This is a genomic window from Candidatus Tectomicrobia bacterium (genome assembly GCA_016192135.1).
In the GTDB taxonomy this organism is placed as follows: Bacteria; UBA8248; UBA8248; order UBA8248; family UBA8248; genus 2-12-FULL-69-37.
Window position 1 is genome coordinate 1 of sequence record JACPUR010000002.1, and the last position, 15,543, is coordinate 15,543.

The 15,543-nt window shown below is 68.8% G+C and carries 19 protein-coding genes; 10 read left to right on the forward strand and 9 right to left on the reverse strand.

Annotation, left to right across the window (positions count from 1 at the left end):
- Nucleotides 1–89: 89 nt before the first annotated feature.
- Complete coding sequence (mazF, locus tag HYZ11_01750) at nucleotides 90–446, reverse strand: endoribonuclease MazF (protein ID MBI3126313.1); 357 nt, start codon at nucleotides 444–446, stop codon at nucleotides 90–92.
- Entirely contained in the window at nucleotides 440–673 is a 234-nt protein-coding gene (locus HYZ11_01755) for an AbrB/MazE/SpoVT family DNA-binding domain-containing protein (GenBank protein ID MBI3126314.1), read from the reverse strand. Before HYZ11_01755 ends, mazF begins: the two co-directional genes overlap by 7 nt.
- 152 nt (nucleotides 674–825) lie before the next feature.
- Between HYZ11_01755 and HYZ11_01760 the strand changes: the two genes are divergently transcribed.
- From HYZ11_01760 to HYZ11_01795, 8 genes are all read left to right on the forward strand, one after another.
- Complete coding sequence (locus HYZ11_01760; GenBank protein ID MBI3126315.1) at nucleotides 826–1,011, forward strand: hypothetical protein; 186 nt, start codon at nucleotides 826–828, stop codon at nucleotides 1,009–1,011.
- A gap of 118 nt (nucleotides 1,012–1,129) precedes the next feature.
- Entirely contained in the window at nucleotides 1,130–2,467 is a 1,338-nt protein-coding gene (ffh, locus tag HYZ11_01765) for a signal recognition particle protein (GenBank protein ID MBI3126316.1), read from the forward strand.
- Nucleotides 2,468–2,478: 11 nt separating this feature from the next.
- Nucleotides 2,479–2,724: a 30S ribosomal protein S16 gene (gene rpsP, locus HYZ11_01770; protein ID MBI3126317.1), complete on the forward strand. Its 246-nt coding sequence runs from the start codon at nucleotides 2,479–2,481 to the stop codon at nucleotides 2,722–2,724.
- 16 nt (nucleotides 2,725–2,740) lie between these two features.
- Complete coding sequence (gene rimM, locus HYZ11_01775) at nucleotides 2,741–3,286, forward strand: 16S rRNA processing protein RimM (protein MBI3126318.1); 546 nt, start codon at nucleotides 2,741–2,743, stop codon at nucleotides 3,284–3,286.
- Nucleotides 3,276–4,001 (forward strand): tRNA (guanosine(37)-N1)-methyltransferase TrmD, encoded by a 726-nt coding sequence (gene trmD / locus HYZ11_01780; GenBank protein ID MBI3126319.1) that lies wholly within the window; start codon nucleotides 3,276–3,278, stop codon nucleotides 3,999–4,001. Before rimM ends, trmD begins: the two co-directional genes overlap by 11 nt.
- Nucleotides 4,002–4,008: 7 nt before the next feature.
- Nucleotides 4,009–4,605, forward strand: coding sequence for an RNA methyltransferase (locus HYZ11_01785; protein MBI3126320.1), 597 nt, complete (start codon nucleotides 4,009–4,011; stop codon nucleotides 4,603–4,605).
- A 14-nt stretch (nucleotides 4,606–4,619) separates the two neighbouring features.
- Nucleotides 4,620–4,967 carry a 50S ribosomal protein L19 gene (gene rplS, locus HYZ11_01790; protein ID MBI3126321.1) on the forward strand — a complete coding sequence of 116 codons (348 nt, stop codon included), beginning with the start codon at nucleotides 4,620–4,622 and terminating at the stop codon, nucleotides 4,965–4,967.
- Between the two features lie 177 nt (nucleotides 4,968–5,144).
- Complete coding sequence (locus tag HYZ11_01795) at nucleotides 5,145–6,146, forward strand: hypothetical protein (GenBank protein MBI3126322.1); 1,002 nt, start codon at nucleotides 5,145–5,147, stop codon at nucleotides 6,144–6,146.
- A gap of 3 nt (nucleotides 6,147–6,149) precedes the next feature.
- Here HYZ11_01795 and HYZ11_01800 read toward each other — a convergent pair whose 3' ends face one another.
- Nucleotides 6,150–7,139, reverse strand: coding sequence for an alpha/beta fold hydrolase (locus HYZ11_01800; protein MBI3126323.1), 990 nt, complete (start codon nucleotides 7,137–7,139; stop codon nucleotides 6,150–6,152).
- Nucleotides 7,140–7,282: 143 nt separating this feature from the next.
- Here HYZ11_01800 and HYZ11_01805 point away from each other — a divergent pair, with 143 nt between their 5' ends.
- Together HYZ11_01805 and HYZ11_01810 are read left to right on the forward strand one after the other, a co-directional pair.
- A complete protein-coding gene (locus HYZ11_01805) occupies nucleotides 7,283–7,888 on the forward strand; it encodes a ribonuclease HII (protein ID MBI3126324.1) in 606 nt (201 codons plus the stop codon).
- A gap of 3 nt (nucleotides 7,889–7,891) precedes the next feature.
- Entirely contained in the window at nucleotides 7,892–8,260 is a 369-nt protein-coding gene (locus HYZ11_01810; protein ID MBI3126325.1) for a YraN family protein, read from the forward strand.
- Here the strand turns inward: HYZ11_01810 and HYZ11_01815 are convergent.
- The 6 genes from HYZ11_01815 to HYZ11_01840 are packed head-to-tail and all read right to left on the reverse strand — an operon-like array spanning nucleotide 8,257 to nucleotide 15,542.
- Nucleotides 8,257–9,141 (reverse strand): DUF3108 domain-containing protein, encoded by an 885-nt coding sequence (locus HYZ11_01815; GenBank protein MBI3126326.1) that lies wholly within the window; start codon nucleotides 9,139–9,141, stop codon nucleotides 8,257–8,259. The two genes, HYZ11_01810 and HYZ11_01815, sit on opposite strands and share 4 nt — an antisense overlap.
- A gap of 32 nt (nucleotides 9,142–9,173) precedes the next feature.
- Nucleotides 9,174–10,541 (reverse strand): HD domain-containing protein, encoded by a 1,368-nt coding sequence (locus HYZ11_01820; protein MBI3126327.1) that lies wholly within the window; start codon nucleotides 10,539–10,541, stop codon nucleotides 9,174–9,176.
- Between the two features lie 4 nt (nucleotides 10,542–10,545).
- Nucleotides 10,546–11,352, reverse strand: a complete 807-nt coding sequence (locus HYZ11_01825; protein MBI3126328.1) for an AAA family ATPase — start codon at nucleotides 11,350–11,352, stop codon at nucleotides 10,546–10,548.
- A gap of 30 nt (nucleotides 11,353–11,382) precedes the next feature.
- The gene (locus tag HYZ11_01830) at nucleotides 11,383–12,162 is read right to left on the reverse strand and encodes a type III pantothenate kinase (GenBank protein ID MBI3126329.1); all 780 of its coding nucleotides are present in this window, start codon (nucleotides 12,160–12,162) and stop codon (nucleotides 11,383–11,385) included.
- Nucleotides 12,159–12,920, reverse strand: a complete 762-nt coding sequence (locus tag HYZ11_01835) for a biotin--[acetyl-CoA-carboxylase] ligase (protein MBI3126330.1) — start codon at nucleotides 12,918–12,920, stop codon at nucleotides 12,159–12,161. Before HYZ11_01835 ends, HYZ11_01830 begins: the two co-directional genes overlap by 4 nt.
- Entirely contained in the window at nucleotides 12,921–15,542 is a 2,622-nt protein-coding gene (locus HYZ11_01840; GenBank protein MBI3126331.1) for a valine--tRNA ligase, read from the reverse strand. It lies immediately after the preceding gene.
- Between the last annotated feature and the right edge of the window lies 1 nt (nucleotide 15,543).

Genomic DNA, 15,543 nt, shown 5'->3' on the forward strand with positions numbered 1-15,543 from the left:
ATATCGTTCGGAAAAATCAAGATGGGATTGAGCCGTGCTTAGATAAAATGACTGTTGACGCAATCTTGGCTGGGACCGCTGGCTAGAACTCAAGATTGTTTCAGTAGGATGAGGGCGCCCAGCTTTCCGGTCACTTCCTCCAGCACGGCCCACGGGGCCTTGCACTTCAAAGACACCAAGCGGATCGTCCAATCCAGGCTCTTCACTTGGTCCGCCAGCACCACTCCACTGACAGGCAGATCATCCGGCAAGATGACCTCGAACGGATAGCCCTTCCGCTGGCTTGTGATGGGACAGAGAATCACCAGGGAAGTCTTCTCGTTATACGCTCTCGGGGAAAGAACCAAGGCGGGCCTCTCGCCCGCCTGCTCGCGCCCCGCCTGGGGGTTGAACCGGAACCAGACGATATCGCCCCGGTCGGGGACGTACCTGGCCCTTCTCACCATTCTTCCCGGCCGGCCGCCTCACCCGTGCCAATCTCGGGGTGAATGTTCTCGGGGGTGATGGCCGCCAGGAGATCGGCAAGGACGAACCGGGGCTTCCGGATCAAAAGCCCCTTCCCATTCGGCACGATTTCAACCTGGGTGCCTTCTTTCAACTGACATTCCTCGGCCAACGGGGATGGAATCCGCAAAGCCAGGCTGTTCCCCCATTTGGCCACGGTGGCTTTCATCGCCCGCCCTCCTAGGATATATAATGTATATACGAGCGGCGGGTGTGTCAATCGGAACAGGGCACATCTCGATTAGAATGGCCCTCCCCCTGGCGCTTCAGTTCGCATGATACAATTTTGGGCGAGTTCATCGGACGTCGGGAGGATAGGCAGTGCCCTTCAAAACATGGGTTCATGAGGATAACGGCAAGTGGATTGCGGAGGTGCACAGAATCGGGAGCAATGATCCCACCACAGGGGAAAAGGTGTGGTGGGGCGCCTACGATACTAAGGAGGAAGCCCAGGGCAAGGCAGGGGAAGTTAAACGGGAGAAAGAAGCGCTTGAAAAATGGAAATAGAACACTATCCCCTCCCCGCCTCGGTTGACAGACCCTCCCCAGGCCCCTATAAATAGCCGTTTTCCATGGCTTTCCGGGCCATAGGCCGGCCTGGAAGGCCGCTTTTTCTTTGGGGAAAATGATGTTCGAGGGTTTGCGGGACCGTTTGGGGGCCATTTTCCGGGACATCCGGGGAAAAGGGGCCCTCGGCGAGAAGGAGGTGGAAGCCGTCCTCCGGGAGATCCGGCTCGCCCTCCTCGAGGCCGACGTCAACTTCCGGGTGGCCAAGGACTTCATCGGGAAGGTCCGCGGGGCGGTGGTGGGGGCCGAGCGGGCCATCCATCTGGATCCCTCCCAGCAGGTGGTCAAGGCGGTCCACGCCGAGCTGACCGAGTTGATGGGCCGGCGGGGGGCCACGATCGAGCGCGCCCCCTCGGGGCCCACCATCCTCATGCTGGTGGGGCTCCAGGGCTCGGGCAAGACCACCACCGCCGGCAAGCTGGCCTTGCGCCTCAGGGGGAAGGGGATGCGGGTGCTCCTCGTGCCCGCGGACGTGGCCCGGCCGGCCGCCATCGTCCAGCTCAAGCGCCTGGCCGAGCAGACGGGGGCGGACGCCTTCGACTCCGAGGGCATGAAGGACCCCGTCGCCATCGCCTCCCAGGCCCTCGAGCGCGCCCGGCGCGAGCACTACGACTACTGCATCGTGGACAGCGCGGGCCGGATGCACGCCGACGACGAGCTGATGGAGGAGCTCCGGCGGATGAAGGAGGCCGTCCATCCGCACGAGACGCTCCTCGTGGCCGACGCCATGACGGGCCAGGAGGCGGTGGGGCTGGGCGAGGCGTTCCAGTCCAGGATCGGGCTGACGGGCGTGGTTTTCACCAAGCTGGACGGCGACGCGCGCGGCGGGGCGGCGCTCTCGCTCCGCGCCGTGACGGGCCTGCCCATCAAGCTCGCGGGGATGGGCGAGAAGCTGGACGCCCTGGAGGACTTCCACCCCGACCGCATGGCCTCGCGCATCCTGGGGATGGGGGACGTGCTCTCCCTCATTGAGAAGGCCGAGGCCGCCATCGCCCCCGAGGACGCGCAGGCGATGGCCGAGAGCCTCCAGAAGGGGGCCTTCACCCTGGAGACCATGCGCGACCAGATCGTGCGGATGCGCAAGATGGGCTCGCTCTCGGATTTGCTCTCCATGGTGCCGGGCATGGGCGCCCGGATGAAGGGCATGGAGGTGGACGAGAAGGAGCTGACGCGGACGGTGGCCATCATCGACTCGATGACCCCCCACGAGCGCCGCCGGCCCGACGTCATCAAGGGGAGCCGCCGCCGGCGCATCGCGATGGGGAGCGGGACCCAGGTGCAGGACGTGAACCGCCTTCTGCGCCAGTTCACCCAGATGCAGAGAGTGATGAAGCAGTTTTCCAAGGGCGGTAAGCAGAGCAAGCTGCGCATGATGCGCCAGATGCTCAATTCTTGAGGAGAGAGAACTTGGCCGTGAAAATCCGTCTCGCCCGCGCTGGGATGAAGAAAGCCCCCCGCTACCGGGTGGTCATCCAGGATGAGCGGATGCCCCGGGATGGCCGCTTCATCGAGAGGATCGGCCGCTACGATCCCTCGCGCGAGCCCGCCCTGATCGAGATCGACCAGGAGAAGGCGAAGGAGTGGCTGAGCAAGGGCGCGACCCCCACCCAGACGGTCCGGAACCTCTTCGAGAAGGTCGGCATTCCGGTCTGAGGGCCGAGTCCCCGCGATGAGCCGGCTGGTGGCCGTGGGCGAGGGTATGCGGCCCCAGGGGCTGCGCGGCGCCCTGAGGGTGCGCCCTTGGCTCGAGGACATGAGGGCCTACGGGCGCATCGGCGAGGTCTTCCTCCAGTCCGACCCCGGCCGCAAGCTCGAGATCGAATCCTTCCACCAGGGGGGGAAGGGCAGCGTCGTCTGGAAGTTCCGGGGGGTGGACAGCCCCGAGGCGGCCGACGCGCTCCGCGGGGCGGTCTTCCTGGCGGAGAGGGGGGTCCTGCCGGGCGAGCCCGAGGGGGTGCTCTACTGGGAAGACTTCGAGGGTGCCGAGGCGGTGGACGAGGCGGGGATCCTTTTGGGGCGCTTCGAGGACATGTTCGGCGCGGGGGGGAACGACATCCTGGTCGTGCGCACCCCGGACGAGCGGGAGCTCCTGCTCCCCGCCCTTCGGGAGGTGCTTCTCCGGCGCGAAGGAAACCGCTGGGTGGTGCGCCCGCCCCGGATGGACGAGGCTGGGGAGACGGGCGCGGAAGAGGAGGAGGGCGGGGATGCGCTTTGACGTGCTGACCGTGCTGCCCGGCCTCTTCGAGGGGTTCTTCCGCCAAGGGGTGCTCGGGCGTGCCGTGGAGCGGGGGGTGATCGAGGCCCGCGTGTGGAGCCTCCGGGACTTCGCCGAGGGCGCCTACCGGCAGACGGACGACACCCCCTACGGCGGCGGGGCGGGCATGGTGATGAAGCCCGAGCCCATCGTGCGCGCCGCCGAGGCCATCTCCGCCGAGGGAGGAACCCTCCCCTGGCGGGTGCTCCTGAGCCCCCAGGGCCGCACGTTCGATCAGGCCAAGGCCCGGGAGCTGGCCGGGCGGAGGCGGCTGCTGCTCATCTGCGGCCGCTATGAAGGGATCGACGAGCGGGTGCGGGAGCTGGCCGTGGACGAGGAGCTCTCCATCGGCGACTACGTGCTCTCGGGCGGGGAGGTCCCCGCCATGGCGGTGGCGGACGCCGTGGCCCGGCTCCTCCCCGGCGTCCTAGGCAACGAGGAGTCGGCCCTCCACGAGAGCTTCTCCGAGGGCCTGCTCGACCACCCGCACTACACCCGCCCGCCCGAGTTCCGGGGGCTGCGGGTGCCCGAGGTGCTCTTGACCGGGAACCACGAGGCCATCCGGCGCTGGCGGCGGGAGGCCGCCCTGCGCCGCACCCGGGAGCTCCGGCGGGACCTGTTCGACCGGGCGAAGCTGACCGGGGAGGACCTCCAACTCCTCGAATCCTCTTCCTAGGGCCGCGATGGGCAGCGTCTACGTGGCCCTCGTGCACCATCCGGTGCTGGGGCCCGGGGGGGAGATGGTCACCTCCTCGGTCACGAGCCTGGACATGCACGACCTGGCCCGGGCGGGCCGGACCTATGGTGTCGCGGGCACGTTTGTGGTACACCCTTCCCCTCCCCAGCGGCTGTTCGTGCGCCGGGTTTTGGAGCATTTCCTGAGGGGCCAGGGCCGCGAGCTGAACCCCCAGCGCGGGGAGACGCTCGAGCAGGTGCAGGTCGTCCCCGATCTGGACGCCGCCGTCGAGGCGGTGGAGGCCCGGGAAGGGAGGCGGCCCCTGCTGGCCGCCACATCGGCCCGGGAGGACCCCGCCGCCGTGGGCTACGGGGCGCTCCGGGAGCGGATCGGCCGGGAGGAGGCGCCCATCCTCCTCCTCTTCGGGACGAGCTGGGGGCTGGCCCCGGAGGTGTTCGAAAGGTCGGATATCCGCCTGGCCCCTCTCCGGGGGACGCGGGACGGAGGCTTCAATCACCTGTCGGTCCGCTCGGCGACGGCCGTCGTCCTGGATCGCTTGCTGGGAGCGCGGGAGGAGCCGGAGGGCACCCCGCCTGCGACGTAAAAAGGAGCTTGGCTGTGGACTTGATCGATCGCATTGAGCGCGAAGGCATGCGGAAGGACGTCCCCGACATGGAGCCGGGCGACACCGTGCGCGTCCACGTCAAGATCGTGGAAGGCGACAAGGAGCGCATCCAGGTGTACGAGGGAGTGGTGATCGCGCGCAGCGGATCGGGCCTCAAGGAGCGCTTCCGCGTCCGCAAGATCTCCTACGGCGTGGGCGTGGAGCGCATCTTCCCCGTCCACTCCCCGCGCATCGAGAAGATCGAGGTGGTGAAGAAGGGCCGCGTCCGCCGGGCCAAGCTCTTCTACCTGCGCGAGCGCAAGGGCCGGAAGGCCCAGGTGAAGGAGCGCCGCCGGGTCTGAGCCCGGGCGACACCGCCGTTGAAAGCCCCGGGCCCCGCCCGGGGCTTTTTGTTTTCATGCCGCGTTGACAGGGGGGTGTCCGCCCTCCTAGCCTTCTCTCATCTCGCGGAAATGAGTCTTCGGGGGAACGGCCATGCCGGCCGGAAGGTCTTGCATGCTTGGAGGGAGGGAGCGGGGATGAACGCCCAAGCAGCCCGGGCCGCGGGCCCGCGCCTGGTGGCGCACACGCGCGTGGCGCCGGTGACCGTCATCCGCTTCGAGGAGATGGTACCGGACTGGGGCGAGTACCACGAGTCCCTGCGGGAGGGGAACCACCGGGGCATCTACCGCTACATCGGGGGGCTGCCGGGCCGGAAGCTGCGCGCCCCCCTGCCGGGATGGGAGTTCTCCTGCGGGGTGGTGGTGGCCCCTCCGGGAAACGGAGCGCCCCTGCACGATCACCATGACGAGGAGATCTTCATGGTGTGGGACGGGGAGTTCGAGGTCTTCTGGGAGGCGCCCCGGACGAAGGAGCGGGAGAGCGCCGTCCTGGGCCTCTACGATGCCATCCGCGTGCCCCCCGGCGTGATGCGCGGCTTCCGCAACGCCGGGAAGCGGGACGGCTTCCTCCACTTCATCCACGGCCAGGGCGAGTACCGCTACCCCGTCTACCACGAGAGCGAGCGGGAGGGGCTCCCCGAGGGCGCGCCCACGGCCCCGGCCGTCCCGGAGCCCGCCTACGATCCGGCCACCCAGGTCATCCGCCACAAGGAGGTGCCCTTGAACTGGGGCGTGTACTTCGAGACCCGGCGGCCGGGCCACCGCCGGGGCATTCAGCGCTACGTCGGCGGGATCTCGGGCGAGCGCGACGAGGACGGCCCGCCCCCCGCGCTCCCGGACGGCGAGGTGGGCTTCTCGGTGGCCGAGTGCGGGCACGGCAGCGGCGCGCCGCTCCACGACCACCCCCACGAGGAGATATTCATCCCCCTGGAAGGCAAATGGATCGTCTACTGGCTGGACGAGCGGGACGAGTACCGCCAGGCGCTGCTCGGCCCCTGGGACGCCTGCTGGGTCCCGAGCGGGGTGCAGCGCGGCTACCGCAGCGCCTCGCGCCACGGTGGGAAGCTGCACGTCATCCAGGGGCAGGGGAACTCCCCGCCGCCGCTGTACGCGGAGGACTATTCGTCGTTCAGGGGATAGTCCTCACCCCTCGAGGAACAGCTGCACCTCGCGGAAGAGCGTCTCGCGGCACCACTCGTACTGCGCGAAGTGGGTGGCGCCGCCGAGGATGACGTAGCGCTTGCCCCGGCTGTTCTTGAGGGCGTTGAAGAGGGTCGCCCCGTGCGCGTCCCGGGAGCTGCGGTCGTGGTCCCCGCGGATGAGGAGGACGGGGCAGGCGATGTCCGCGGCGTCGTAGGGGGCCTTGCCCTTCGCCCGGTCGTAGGCGTCCGCCATGGCACCGTTGGGCACCCGGACCGAGGGTGGGCGCCGCTTCCGGCCCTGGGGATCGTAGCGGAGCTGCTCCTTCCACCAGCGGCGGACCACCCGCTCCTCCCGCCATTTCTTGTGCTCCCCCTTGGGGATGCTGCCGTCCCAGCGCTCCCGCTGGCCCGCCTCGGTCACGTAGCGCCAGGCGCCGTTCCGGGGGTTCCAGCGGCCGGGCCGCTTGGGGTCCTCGGCGCGGGCGGCGGCCTCGGGGTCGAGGTAGGCGTAGAAGGGGGCGTAGAGGGCCAGGCGGCGGACGGTGTGCCCGTTGTTCGCGGTGTAGGTGGCGGAGGTGGTGGTGCCCCAGGACCAGCCGAGGAGGTTCATCTGCTCGACGCCGAGGCGCCTGCGGATGAAGCGCACGGCGGCCTCGATGTCGCGCTGGGCGATGAAGCCCCGCGAGGCGGGCGGGACGTTCCCGGGCGGGGCGCTCGTCTCGGGCGGGCGGGTGGAGAGCCCGTAGCCCCGGATGGAGAGGGCGAAGACGTGGAAGCCGCGCCCGGCCATCCAGTCCAGCCAGGAGTAGCCCGGCACGGGGAGATCGTAGGCGACGGGGGCGGGCACGCTCTGGCCGTGGAGGCAGAGGACGGTCGTGGCGGGGTCGGCGCGGCGCTTCCCGCGGAGATGCTTCTCCCGCAGGTGGACCCGGATGCCCGGGTCGAGCGATTCGATGAAATGGTCCTCTTGCACGATGGCGCGAGCGGGCATGGAGGCATCCTTCTCCGGGGGAACGAGGGCGCCATTCTGGCAGAAAGGCGCCCTTTGCCCAAGGGGCGTCATGCCCCTTGAAGCCGGCGGGGGCGCCCGCTATAGTTCCCCTTTCGGACGTCCCGCCCTTCTTGAGCCGGTGCATGTACGCGACCGAGAAGCGCCTGATGAAGCAAGGCTTCGGCCTCATCGCCGGGCTGGACGAGGCGGGCCGGGGGCCGCTGGCCGGCCCCGTCGTGGCCGCCGCCGTGGTGCTCGACCCCCTGGCCCCCATCCGGGGGCTCGCGGACAGCAAGACCCTCACCCCCGAGGAGCGCGAGAGGCTCTTCGCCAAGATCATCCGGCGCGCGCGGGCGGTGGCGGCCGCGGCGGCCGGCCCCCGCGAGATCGAGCGGCGGAACATCCTCCGCGCCTCGCTGTGGGCGATGGCCCGGGCGGTGCGGCGCCTGCGCGTGCGGCCTGACCACCTGCTCGTGGACGGGAACCAGATGGTCCCCATCGCGCTCCCGCAGACCATCGTCGTGTCCGGGGACGCCCAGTGCGCCTGCGTCGCCGCGGCCAGCATCGTGGCCAAGGTGGTTCGCGACCGGCTGATGGAACGGCTGGACGGTTTCTTCCCCTACTACGGCTTCGTCCGCCACAAGGGCTACGCCACCCCGGAGCACCTGGAGGCCCTCCAGCAGCATGGGCCCTGCCGGTTCCACCGGCGCACCTTCCAGGGCGTCCTGCCCGGCCTGCTCCCGGACTAGCGCGTGCGCGAGGGCTCCTGGCGCGGCGGCATGCGCGGCGAGGACGCGGCCTGCCTCTACCTCAAAAAGAACGGCTACCGGATCCTGGCGCGGAACTACCGCGGGCCGAGGTATGAGGTGGACGTCGTGGCCGAGGAGGCGGGGGCGCTGGCGTTCGTCGAGGTGAAGACACGCCGCCCGGGGGAGGAGGAGGGCGCCCTGCTCGCCATCGGGCCCCTCAAGCAGCGGCGCATCACGCACGCGGCCGAGCATTACCTGCTCACCCACCCGGACGCCCGCCGGTTCCCCTGCCGCTTCGACGTGGTGGTCGTCGAGGCCGCGCCCGGCGGGGCGGCCCGGGCCGTCCTCCTGCTGCGGGATGCCTTCCGTTAGCGCCCGTCCCCGCCGAGCCGGGGGGGCGCGCCGATTTCGCTTTTCCGCAGGGTGCCGTGCACGTCCCCGAAGTAGTAGGCCCGCTCGACCGTCGCCGAGACCGGGGTCAGGGCGGGGTTGAACCACACCCGCACCTCGCCGGTCTCCTGCCCGAACAGCTCCTTGGGCACCTTGACGAAGACCAGAAGGCCCGGCTCGCCCGTCCGGCCGTAGGACTTCCGGTAGCTCAGCTCGGTCGCCGGATCGGCCACCCGGACCTCGAAATCCCGGGCGAGGCTCTCGCCTTCCTCCCTCTCCCCTTTGGGGATGTCGTAGGCGGGGAGGGTGACGATGGTGAACCGGCTCCCCTTCTCCAGGGAGCCGAGGGCGCCGCGGCGGAAGTTGAAGAAGGCCGAGAGCAGATCCTCATAGGAGACGCCCGAGGGAATGGGCTCGGAGCCCTTTTCCCGGAGCTTGTCGTTGTAGAAGGTGGCCCACCGCACGGCGCGGCTCTCCGCGTCGATCTCCATCGTGGTCTTGGAGATGTTCTTCCCCCGGTGGATCGCCTTCGTGTACCGGCGGGCGAAGAAGCGGCCGCGCCCGGGGTCGTAGTCCATCTCGCTGATGTATTGATTCTTCCGGTACGAGGTGAGGAAGCCGATGATGCCCCGGGTTTCGGCGACGAGCTCGGCGCGGTAGCCGAGGCGGCTGACGCGCCGGAGCCGGATGGTCCCCTCCGCGACGCTCTTGAGGAAGAAAAAGTCGATGTCGTAGGTGTAGGTCTCCTCCGGCGGCAGCGGCGCCGCCGCGCCGGGGGCGGCCCCCTCCGCCCGGCGGGGCGAGGGAAGGAGGAGAAGCGCGCAGAGAAAGACCGCCGCGATCCGCGGAAGAAGGACGGCCACGGGGATTTCACACCGGCTCATAGATTACGGCGCTACGGGCGCGGAACTTCGGTTTCGTCCAGAGAGTCCACAATGTAGAGGAGCGGGAAATCCTTGAGGGAGATCAGCCGCTCGTCCGAGATCTCGTTTCCGTCCCCGTCGTAGAGGAGCTGGACGATCGGCCGCAGCGGCTGGCCGGGGACCGTCTGCGCCACGCGCCCGATGGCGTTCGAGTTCAGGCGGACCAGGCTGTTCAGCGAAAAGACGGAGAGCTCCTCCAGCATCACCTTGAGCAGCCGCTGGTGGAAGGATGTCTTCTGCGTCTGGATGATCTCCTGGACCGCCTTGTGCGGGAGGAGCCGCTTGCGGTGGGGCCGGTTGTGGGTGAGGGCCTCATAGACGTCGGCCAGCCCGATGATCTTCGCGTACTCCGAGACCTCATTCCCGAGGAGACCCTGGGGATAGCCCCGGCCGTCCTCGCGCTCGTGCTCGTGGTAGAGCGCCTCGCCCAGCCACCGGAAGGGCTCCCCGAAGTTCTCCAGCACGATCCGCAGGCCGTACTCGGGATGCTTGCGGATCTCGTTCATCTCCTCGGGGGCGAGCTTGCCCTCCTTGTGCCGGATGTGCTGGGGCACCCAGCACATGCCGACGTCGTGCAGGAGCGAGGCCACGCCCAGGCGCACCAGCCGCTCGGGCGACCACTTGAGCCCCCGCCCGAGCTTGAGGGCGTAGGTCGCGTGGTTGACCAGGTGGATGGCCAGGGAGTTCGTCGTGTCCTTCTGGCCGACCGCCAGGGAGTAGAGCTGCTCGAGCGCGTTCGGATGCTCCAGGCAGTCGAAGATGATGTCCTCGCCGTCCTCCAGGCTCAGCGGCGTTCCCTTGCCGATGGCCTGGAAGGCGCCGGTCACGTACTCGATGGCCCGCTGGCGCAGGGGGCGGAAGGGGTTCTCGGTCCGCGCGCGCGATGCGGCGCCCGCCTGGGAGGTGAGGTCGTCCCCCCTTTCCGCCCCGGGCTCGGGGCCCATGAGCATGGAGCCGCGCCTGCGCGGCCGGGCCGGCGCCTCCGCCGGAGGGTCCGGGACGGAGGGCGGAGCGGCCGCCGGGCGCTGCGGGCGGCTGGGAATCCCCAGGTCGGGCGGGGCGGCGGCGGTTTCTTCCTCGGGGGCGGTCCGGCCCTGCGGCGCGGCTCCCGGGCCGGGCAGGGCGGGAGGCGCCAGGGGCGCTTCCTCGTCCGCGGGGCGGCGGGGGGGAGCCGGGCGGGGCTGCTGCGGGGGCTGGCGGAAGTCCGCCACCTCGCTCAGGCGGAAGGCCTCCTCCTCGGCCGGCGCCTCCTCGTCGGGGGGCGTCTCCGGCTTGGGGGGCTGCTTCTTCTTGGGGTCCTGGCCCTCCGGCCCTTGCTTGATCAGATCGCTCAGGCGCATGGCGTCAGACTCCTCCTCCCCCGTCCCGCACGACCTTCTCCACCAGCTTGCTGTTGATGAGCGGGACCTTGTAGCTGAACCCCACCAGGAGGCAGAGGTCGCAGAGGTTGACGATTTTCCGGGGCACGCCGCTCGAAACCTGGTAGAGCATCTTGATGGCCTGCTCGGAGAAGATGCTCTTCTCCAGGCCGGCGACCTTGAGGCGGAAGAAGATGAACTTGACCGTCTCCGCGTAATCCAGCGGGCTTAGATGATACTTGATCGATATCCGCTGGCTCAACTGGGGGATTTTCTCGACCCGATCGCGGAGCTCGGGCTGGCCCACCAGGATGAGGGTCAGCAGGAAGCGGTCGTTGAGCTGGAAGTTGAGGAGGAGGCGAAGCTCCTCCATGGTTTCGTCGTCCTTGATGGCCTGGGCCTCGTCGACGATGACGACGGTGGATTTCCCCTCCTGGGCGTTGCTCAGGGTCTTGTTGTTGAGGAGGCGGAGGAGCTCCACCTTGGAGTCCGTGTTCTCCTCCACGTTGAGCTGGTAGAGGATCTCCTTGAGGAAGTCCACCGGGTTGAGGCTCGGGTTGGCCACGATGCCGATGTCGAACTTGTCCTCGGAGAGCTGGCGCACGAAGGCCCGGGTGAGGGTGGTCTTGCCCATCCCCACGTCGCCGGAGAGCATCGCCGCCCCCTTGCGGCCGTGGGCGGCGTAGAGAAGGCGCGTCATGGCCTCCTCGTGCTTGGGCGAGAAGTACAAGAAGTCGGGGTTCGGAAGGTTCTCGAAGGGCGGAACCTTCAGGCCCCAGTAGTCAAGGTACACGCGCCCGCCTCTCCTCTCGCGCCCGAGCCCTCATGGGTTCCGCTCGGCGATCAGCCGCAGCCCGATCAGCGTCAGGTCCGGGTTCACCTCGTCGAAAAGGGCGTCCTGGTCGCCAAGGATGGCGCTCTGCCCGCCGGTGGCCACCACCCGCGTAGAAGCGCCCAATTCGCCCTTCATCCGCTCCACGATCTCCCGCACAAGACCGACGTACCCGTAGAACATCCCCGCCTGGATGCTGTGGACGGTGTTCCGCCCGATGATCGAGGGCGGCTTGATCGGCTCGACGCGCGGGAGGCGGGCCGTCCGGTCCACCAGGGCCTCGATCGCGATGCCGTAGCCGGGCGAGATGGCCCCTCCCAGGTATTCCCCGCGCGCCGAGACGGCGTCGAAGGTGATGGCCGTCCCGAAGTCCACCACGATGAGCGGCCCTCCGTAGAGGTGATGGCCCGCCACGGCGTTGGCGATGCGGTCCGCCCCCACCTCGTGGGGATTGTCGTACTTGATCGCGATGCCCGTGCGAATCCCCGGGCCCACGACCAGGGGCGCCATCCCGAAGTAGCGCCGCGACATCTCCTCCAGCGTGGGGCCCAGGGGGGGCACGACGCTGGAGACGACCACCCGCTTCACCTGCTCCATCCGGTGGCCGCCCAGCCGGAAGAGGCCCTCCATCAAGATGGCCAGCTCGTCCGTCGTCCGCCGGGCCACCGAGCCCAGCCGCCAGCTCGCCTTCAGGTCTTCCCCTTCGAACAGCCCGACGACCGTCTGGGTGTTTCCCACGTCGATGGCCAGGAGACGGCCGCCCGGGTTCACGTTTCCATGACCTCCCCGGCCTCGGCGCGGAGAAGGCGGCCCGCCCCATCCTCGATAAGGAGCCGGCCCTTCGCGTCCAGCCCGGCGATCTTCCCGCGCAGGCTTTCGCCTCCGGCCGAAACCACAGCTTCTTCTCCTAAATTATCACATATTTCCAGCCATCGCTTCCGGATCGGCTCAAAGCCTGTGGCGATGAACACGTTGTACCAGAATCCGATGCGTCTCAAAAGGAGAATGAGAAGATCCTCCGCCTCCGGCACCGCCTTCCCGGCGAGGCGGAGGGAAGTGGAACGCTCCCGGAATTCCGGCGGAAAGGACGCCTCGTCGGCCGAAAGGTTGATGCCCATCCCCGCCACCACGGCGGGAGGAGGCCCCCCCGCCGGCTCGTATTCGCAGAGGATGCCCCCCAGCTTCCGGCGGCCGATCCGCAGATCGTTCGGCCATTTGAGGCCCACGGGGGGGCCCTCCAGGGAGGAGAGCGCCTCGGCGGCGGCCACGCCCGCGGCGAGGGTCAGGAGGCGGGCCTCCTCGGGGGGCCGGGGGGGGCGGAGCAAGACGGAGAAGTAGAGCCCGGCGCCGGGCGGGGAGTGCCAGGCGCGGCCGTGCCGCCCCCGGCCTCGGGACTGGGAGCGGGCGGCGACCACGGCCCCCTCCGGCTCCCCCCGGCGGGCGCGCTCCATCAGGAGGTCGTTCGTCGAGCCCGCCTCGTCCAGCCATTCGATCCGCCAGGCGGGGGCGGGGGGGCCGCATCCGGCCATTCAGCCCTTCAGCTCCAGCAGGCGGGAGAGATGGGCCCGGAGCTTGGCCTCGCGGTCCCGGGACTCGGCGAGGCGGCCCCGGTCCTTCTCGACCACCTCGGCCGGGGCGCGCTCGATGAAGGAGGGATTGGCGAGCTTCTTCTCGAGCGCCTGGATGGAGGAGGCCGCGTCCTTGAGCTGCTTCTCGAGGCGGCGGATCTCCTCGTCAACATCGACCAGCCCCTTGATGGGAACGAATATCTGAGAGCTTCCAGAGACAGCTGAGGCGGACGCCTCTGGGCGTTCTACATCCGGCCCAATAATAATTTCGCCGCCTATCCTGCCAAGACGCTTGAACCATTCCTTTTCATCTAGGACGAGGGTCGCAACTCCAGGTATTTCGTCATGAATCAATAGAGGGATTTCAGTTCCCGGCTGAATGTTCAACTCGCCACGGATGTTGCGGACCTTGTCCTGCAAGTCCATGAGCTTGTTGAACTCTTCCTCGGCAACAGGGTCATCCCACCCTTCCTCGGGCGCGGGCCAGGGGGCCGTGGCGATGCTTTCGCCCTCGCGGCCGGGAAGCTTCTGCCAGATCTCCTCGGTGATGAAGGGGATGATGGGGTGGAGCAGGCGCAGGGTGCGCTCCAGGGCCCGGACGAGGACGGCGCGGCTCGAGTCCCCCTCCGTCCCGCCCAGGAGGGCCGGCTTGATCACCTCGAGGTACCAGTCGCACAGCTCGTGCCAGGTGAAGTGGTAGAGGGCCAGGGCCGCGTCGTTGAAACGGTACTCCGCGAGCGCGGCGTCCACCTTTCGGTTCGCGCCGTTCAGCCGGCTCAGGATCCAGCGGTCGCTGCGGGAGAGCTTCGAGCGCTCGGGCATCGGGGGGGCGCCGCCCGGGAGGTTCATCAGGGTGAAGCGCGCCGCGTTCCAGAGCTTGTTGCAGAAGTTGCGGTAGCCCGCGATGCGCTCCTCCGAGAGGCGGATGTCGCGCCCCTGGGCGGCCATGGCGGTGAGCGTCAGGCGCAGGGAGTCCGCCCCGTACTTCTCGATGATGTCCAGCGGGTCGATGACGTTGCCCCGGGTTTTGCTCATCTTCTGGCCCTGCTCGTCCCGGACGAGGGCGTGGATGTAGACGTCGCGGAAGGGCACCTCGTCCATGAACTTGAGGCCCAGCATGATCATCCGGGCCACCCAGAAGAAGATGATGTCGAAGCCCGTCACGAGCACCGAGGTGGGATAGAAGAACTCCAAGTCCCCGTTGCGCTCGGGCCAGCCGAACGTGGAGAAGGGCCACAGCCCCGAGCTGAACCAGGTGTCCAGCACGTCGGTCTCGCGGCGCAATTTGGGGTTCTTCGGGTCCTCGCGGGAGACGAAGACCTCCCCGGTCTCGTCGTCGTACCAGGCGGGAATCTGGTGCCCCCACCAGATCTGGCGGCTGATGCACCAGTCGCGGATGTTGCGCATCCACTCGAAGTAGGTGGTGTTCCACTGGGAGGGGATGATGCGGATGCGCCCCTCCTCCACCGCCTGGATGGCCTTCTCGGCCAGGGGCTTCATCCGCACGAACCACTGTTTCGAGAGATAAGGCTCCACCACCGTGCCGCAGCGGTAGCACCCGCCGACCGAGTGCCTGTGCGGCTTCACGCCCCGCAGGAGCCCCTGCCTCTCCAGGTCCGCCACGACGCGCTCCCGGGCCTCGAAGCGGTCGAGCCCCTCGTAGGGGCCGCCGTTGCGGTTGATCTTCCCGTCCGGCGTCAGGATGTTCACCTGGGGGAGGCCGTTGCGAAGCCCCGCCTCGAAGTCGTTGGGGTCGTGCGCCGGGGTGACCTTCACCGCGCCCGAGCCGAAGGAGGGGTCCACGTAGGCGTCGGCGATGACGGGGATCTTCCGGTCCAGGAGGGGGAGCCTGAGGTGCTTGCCGACGAGCGCCGCGTAGCGGCTGTCCTCGGGATGGACGGCCACCGCCGTGTCGCCCAGCATGGTTTCGGGCCGGGTGGTGGCGATGGTCAGGCCCTCGCCGCCCTCCCAGAGGGGGTAGTGGACCTCCCAGAGCTTCCCCTCGCGCTCCTCGTGCTCGACCTCGAGGTCCGAGACGGCGGTGCCGCACCGCGGGCACCAGTTCACCAGGTAGTCGCCCCGGTAGATGAGGCCCTCCTCGTAGAGGCGCACGAAGGCCTCGCGCACCGCGCGGGAGAGGCCCTCGTCCATCGTGAAGCGCTCCCGCGCCCAGTCGCAGGAGGCCCCGAGGCGCATGAGCTGGCGGATGATGGTGCCCCCGCTCTCCTCCTTCCACTCCCACACGCGCTCGACGAACTTCTCCCGGCCGAGCTTCTCCCGGCTCAGCCCCTTGGCCGCGAGCTGGCGCTCCACGACGTTCTGGGTGGCGATGCCGGCGTGGTCGGTGCCGGGCATCCAGCAGACGGCGTGGCCGCTCATGCGCTTCCAGCGGACGAGGATGTCCTGGAGCGTGTTGTTCAGGGCGTGGCCCATGTGGAGCGAGCCGGTGACGTTGGGAGGCGGGATGACGATGGAGTAGGGGGGCTTGCCCGCCTCGGGCCGGCCGTGGAAATAGTTTTTCTCGAGCCAGAAGGCGTACCAGCGGTCTTCCGCCGCCTTCGGCTCGTAGCGGGGCTCGAGCACG

Bases quoted from the DNA above. Each gene is read 5' to 3' on its own strand.
- mazF (MBI3126313.1), bottom strand. From the start codon at position 446: ATGGTGAGAAGGGCCAGGTACGTCCCCGACCGGGGCGATATCGTCTGG.
- HYZ11_01755 (MBI3126314.1), bottom strand. From the start codon at position 673: ATGAAAGCCACCGTGGCCAAATGGGGGAACAGCCTGGCTTTGCGGATT.
- ffh (MBI3126316.1), top strand. From the start codon at position 1,130: ATGATGTTCGAGGGTTTGCGGGACCGTTTGGGGGCCATTTTCCGGGAC.
- rimM (MBI3126318.1), top strand. From the start codon at position 2,741: ATGAGCCGGCTGGTGGCCGTGGGCGAGGGTATGCGGCCCCAGGGGCTG.
- trmD (MBI3126319.1), top strand. From the start codon at position 3,276: ATGCGCTTTGACGTGCTGACCGTGCTGCCCGGCCTCTTCGAGGGGTTC.
- HYZ11_01785 (MBI3126320.1), top strand. From the start codon at position 4,009: ATGGGCAGCGTCTACGTGGCCCTCGTGCACCATCCGGTGCTGGGGCCC.
- HYZ11_01795 (MBI3126322.1), top strand. From the start codon at position 5,145: ATGAACGCCCAAGCAGCCCGGGCCGCGGGCCCGCGCCTGGTGGCGCAC.
- HYZ11_01800 (MBI3126323.1), bottom strand. From the start codon at position 7,139: ATGCCCGCTCGCGCCATCGTGCAAGAGGACCATTTCATCGAATCGCTC.
- HYZ11_01805 (MBI3126324.1), top strand. From the start codon at position 7,283: ATGTACGCGACCGAGAAGCGCCTGATGAAGCAAGGCTTCGGCCTCATC.
- HYZ11_01820 (MBI3126327.1), bottom strand. From the start codon at position 10,541: ATGCGCCTGAGCGATCTGATCAAGCAAGGGCCGGAGGGCCAGGACCCC.
- HYZ11_01835 (MBI3126330.1), bottom strand. From the start codon at position 12,920: ATGGCCGGATGCGGCCCCCCCGCCCCCGCCTGGCGGATCGAATGGCTG.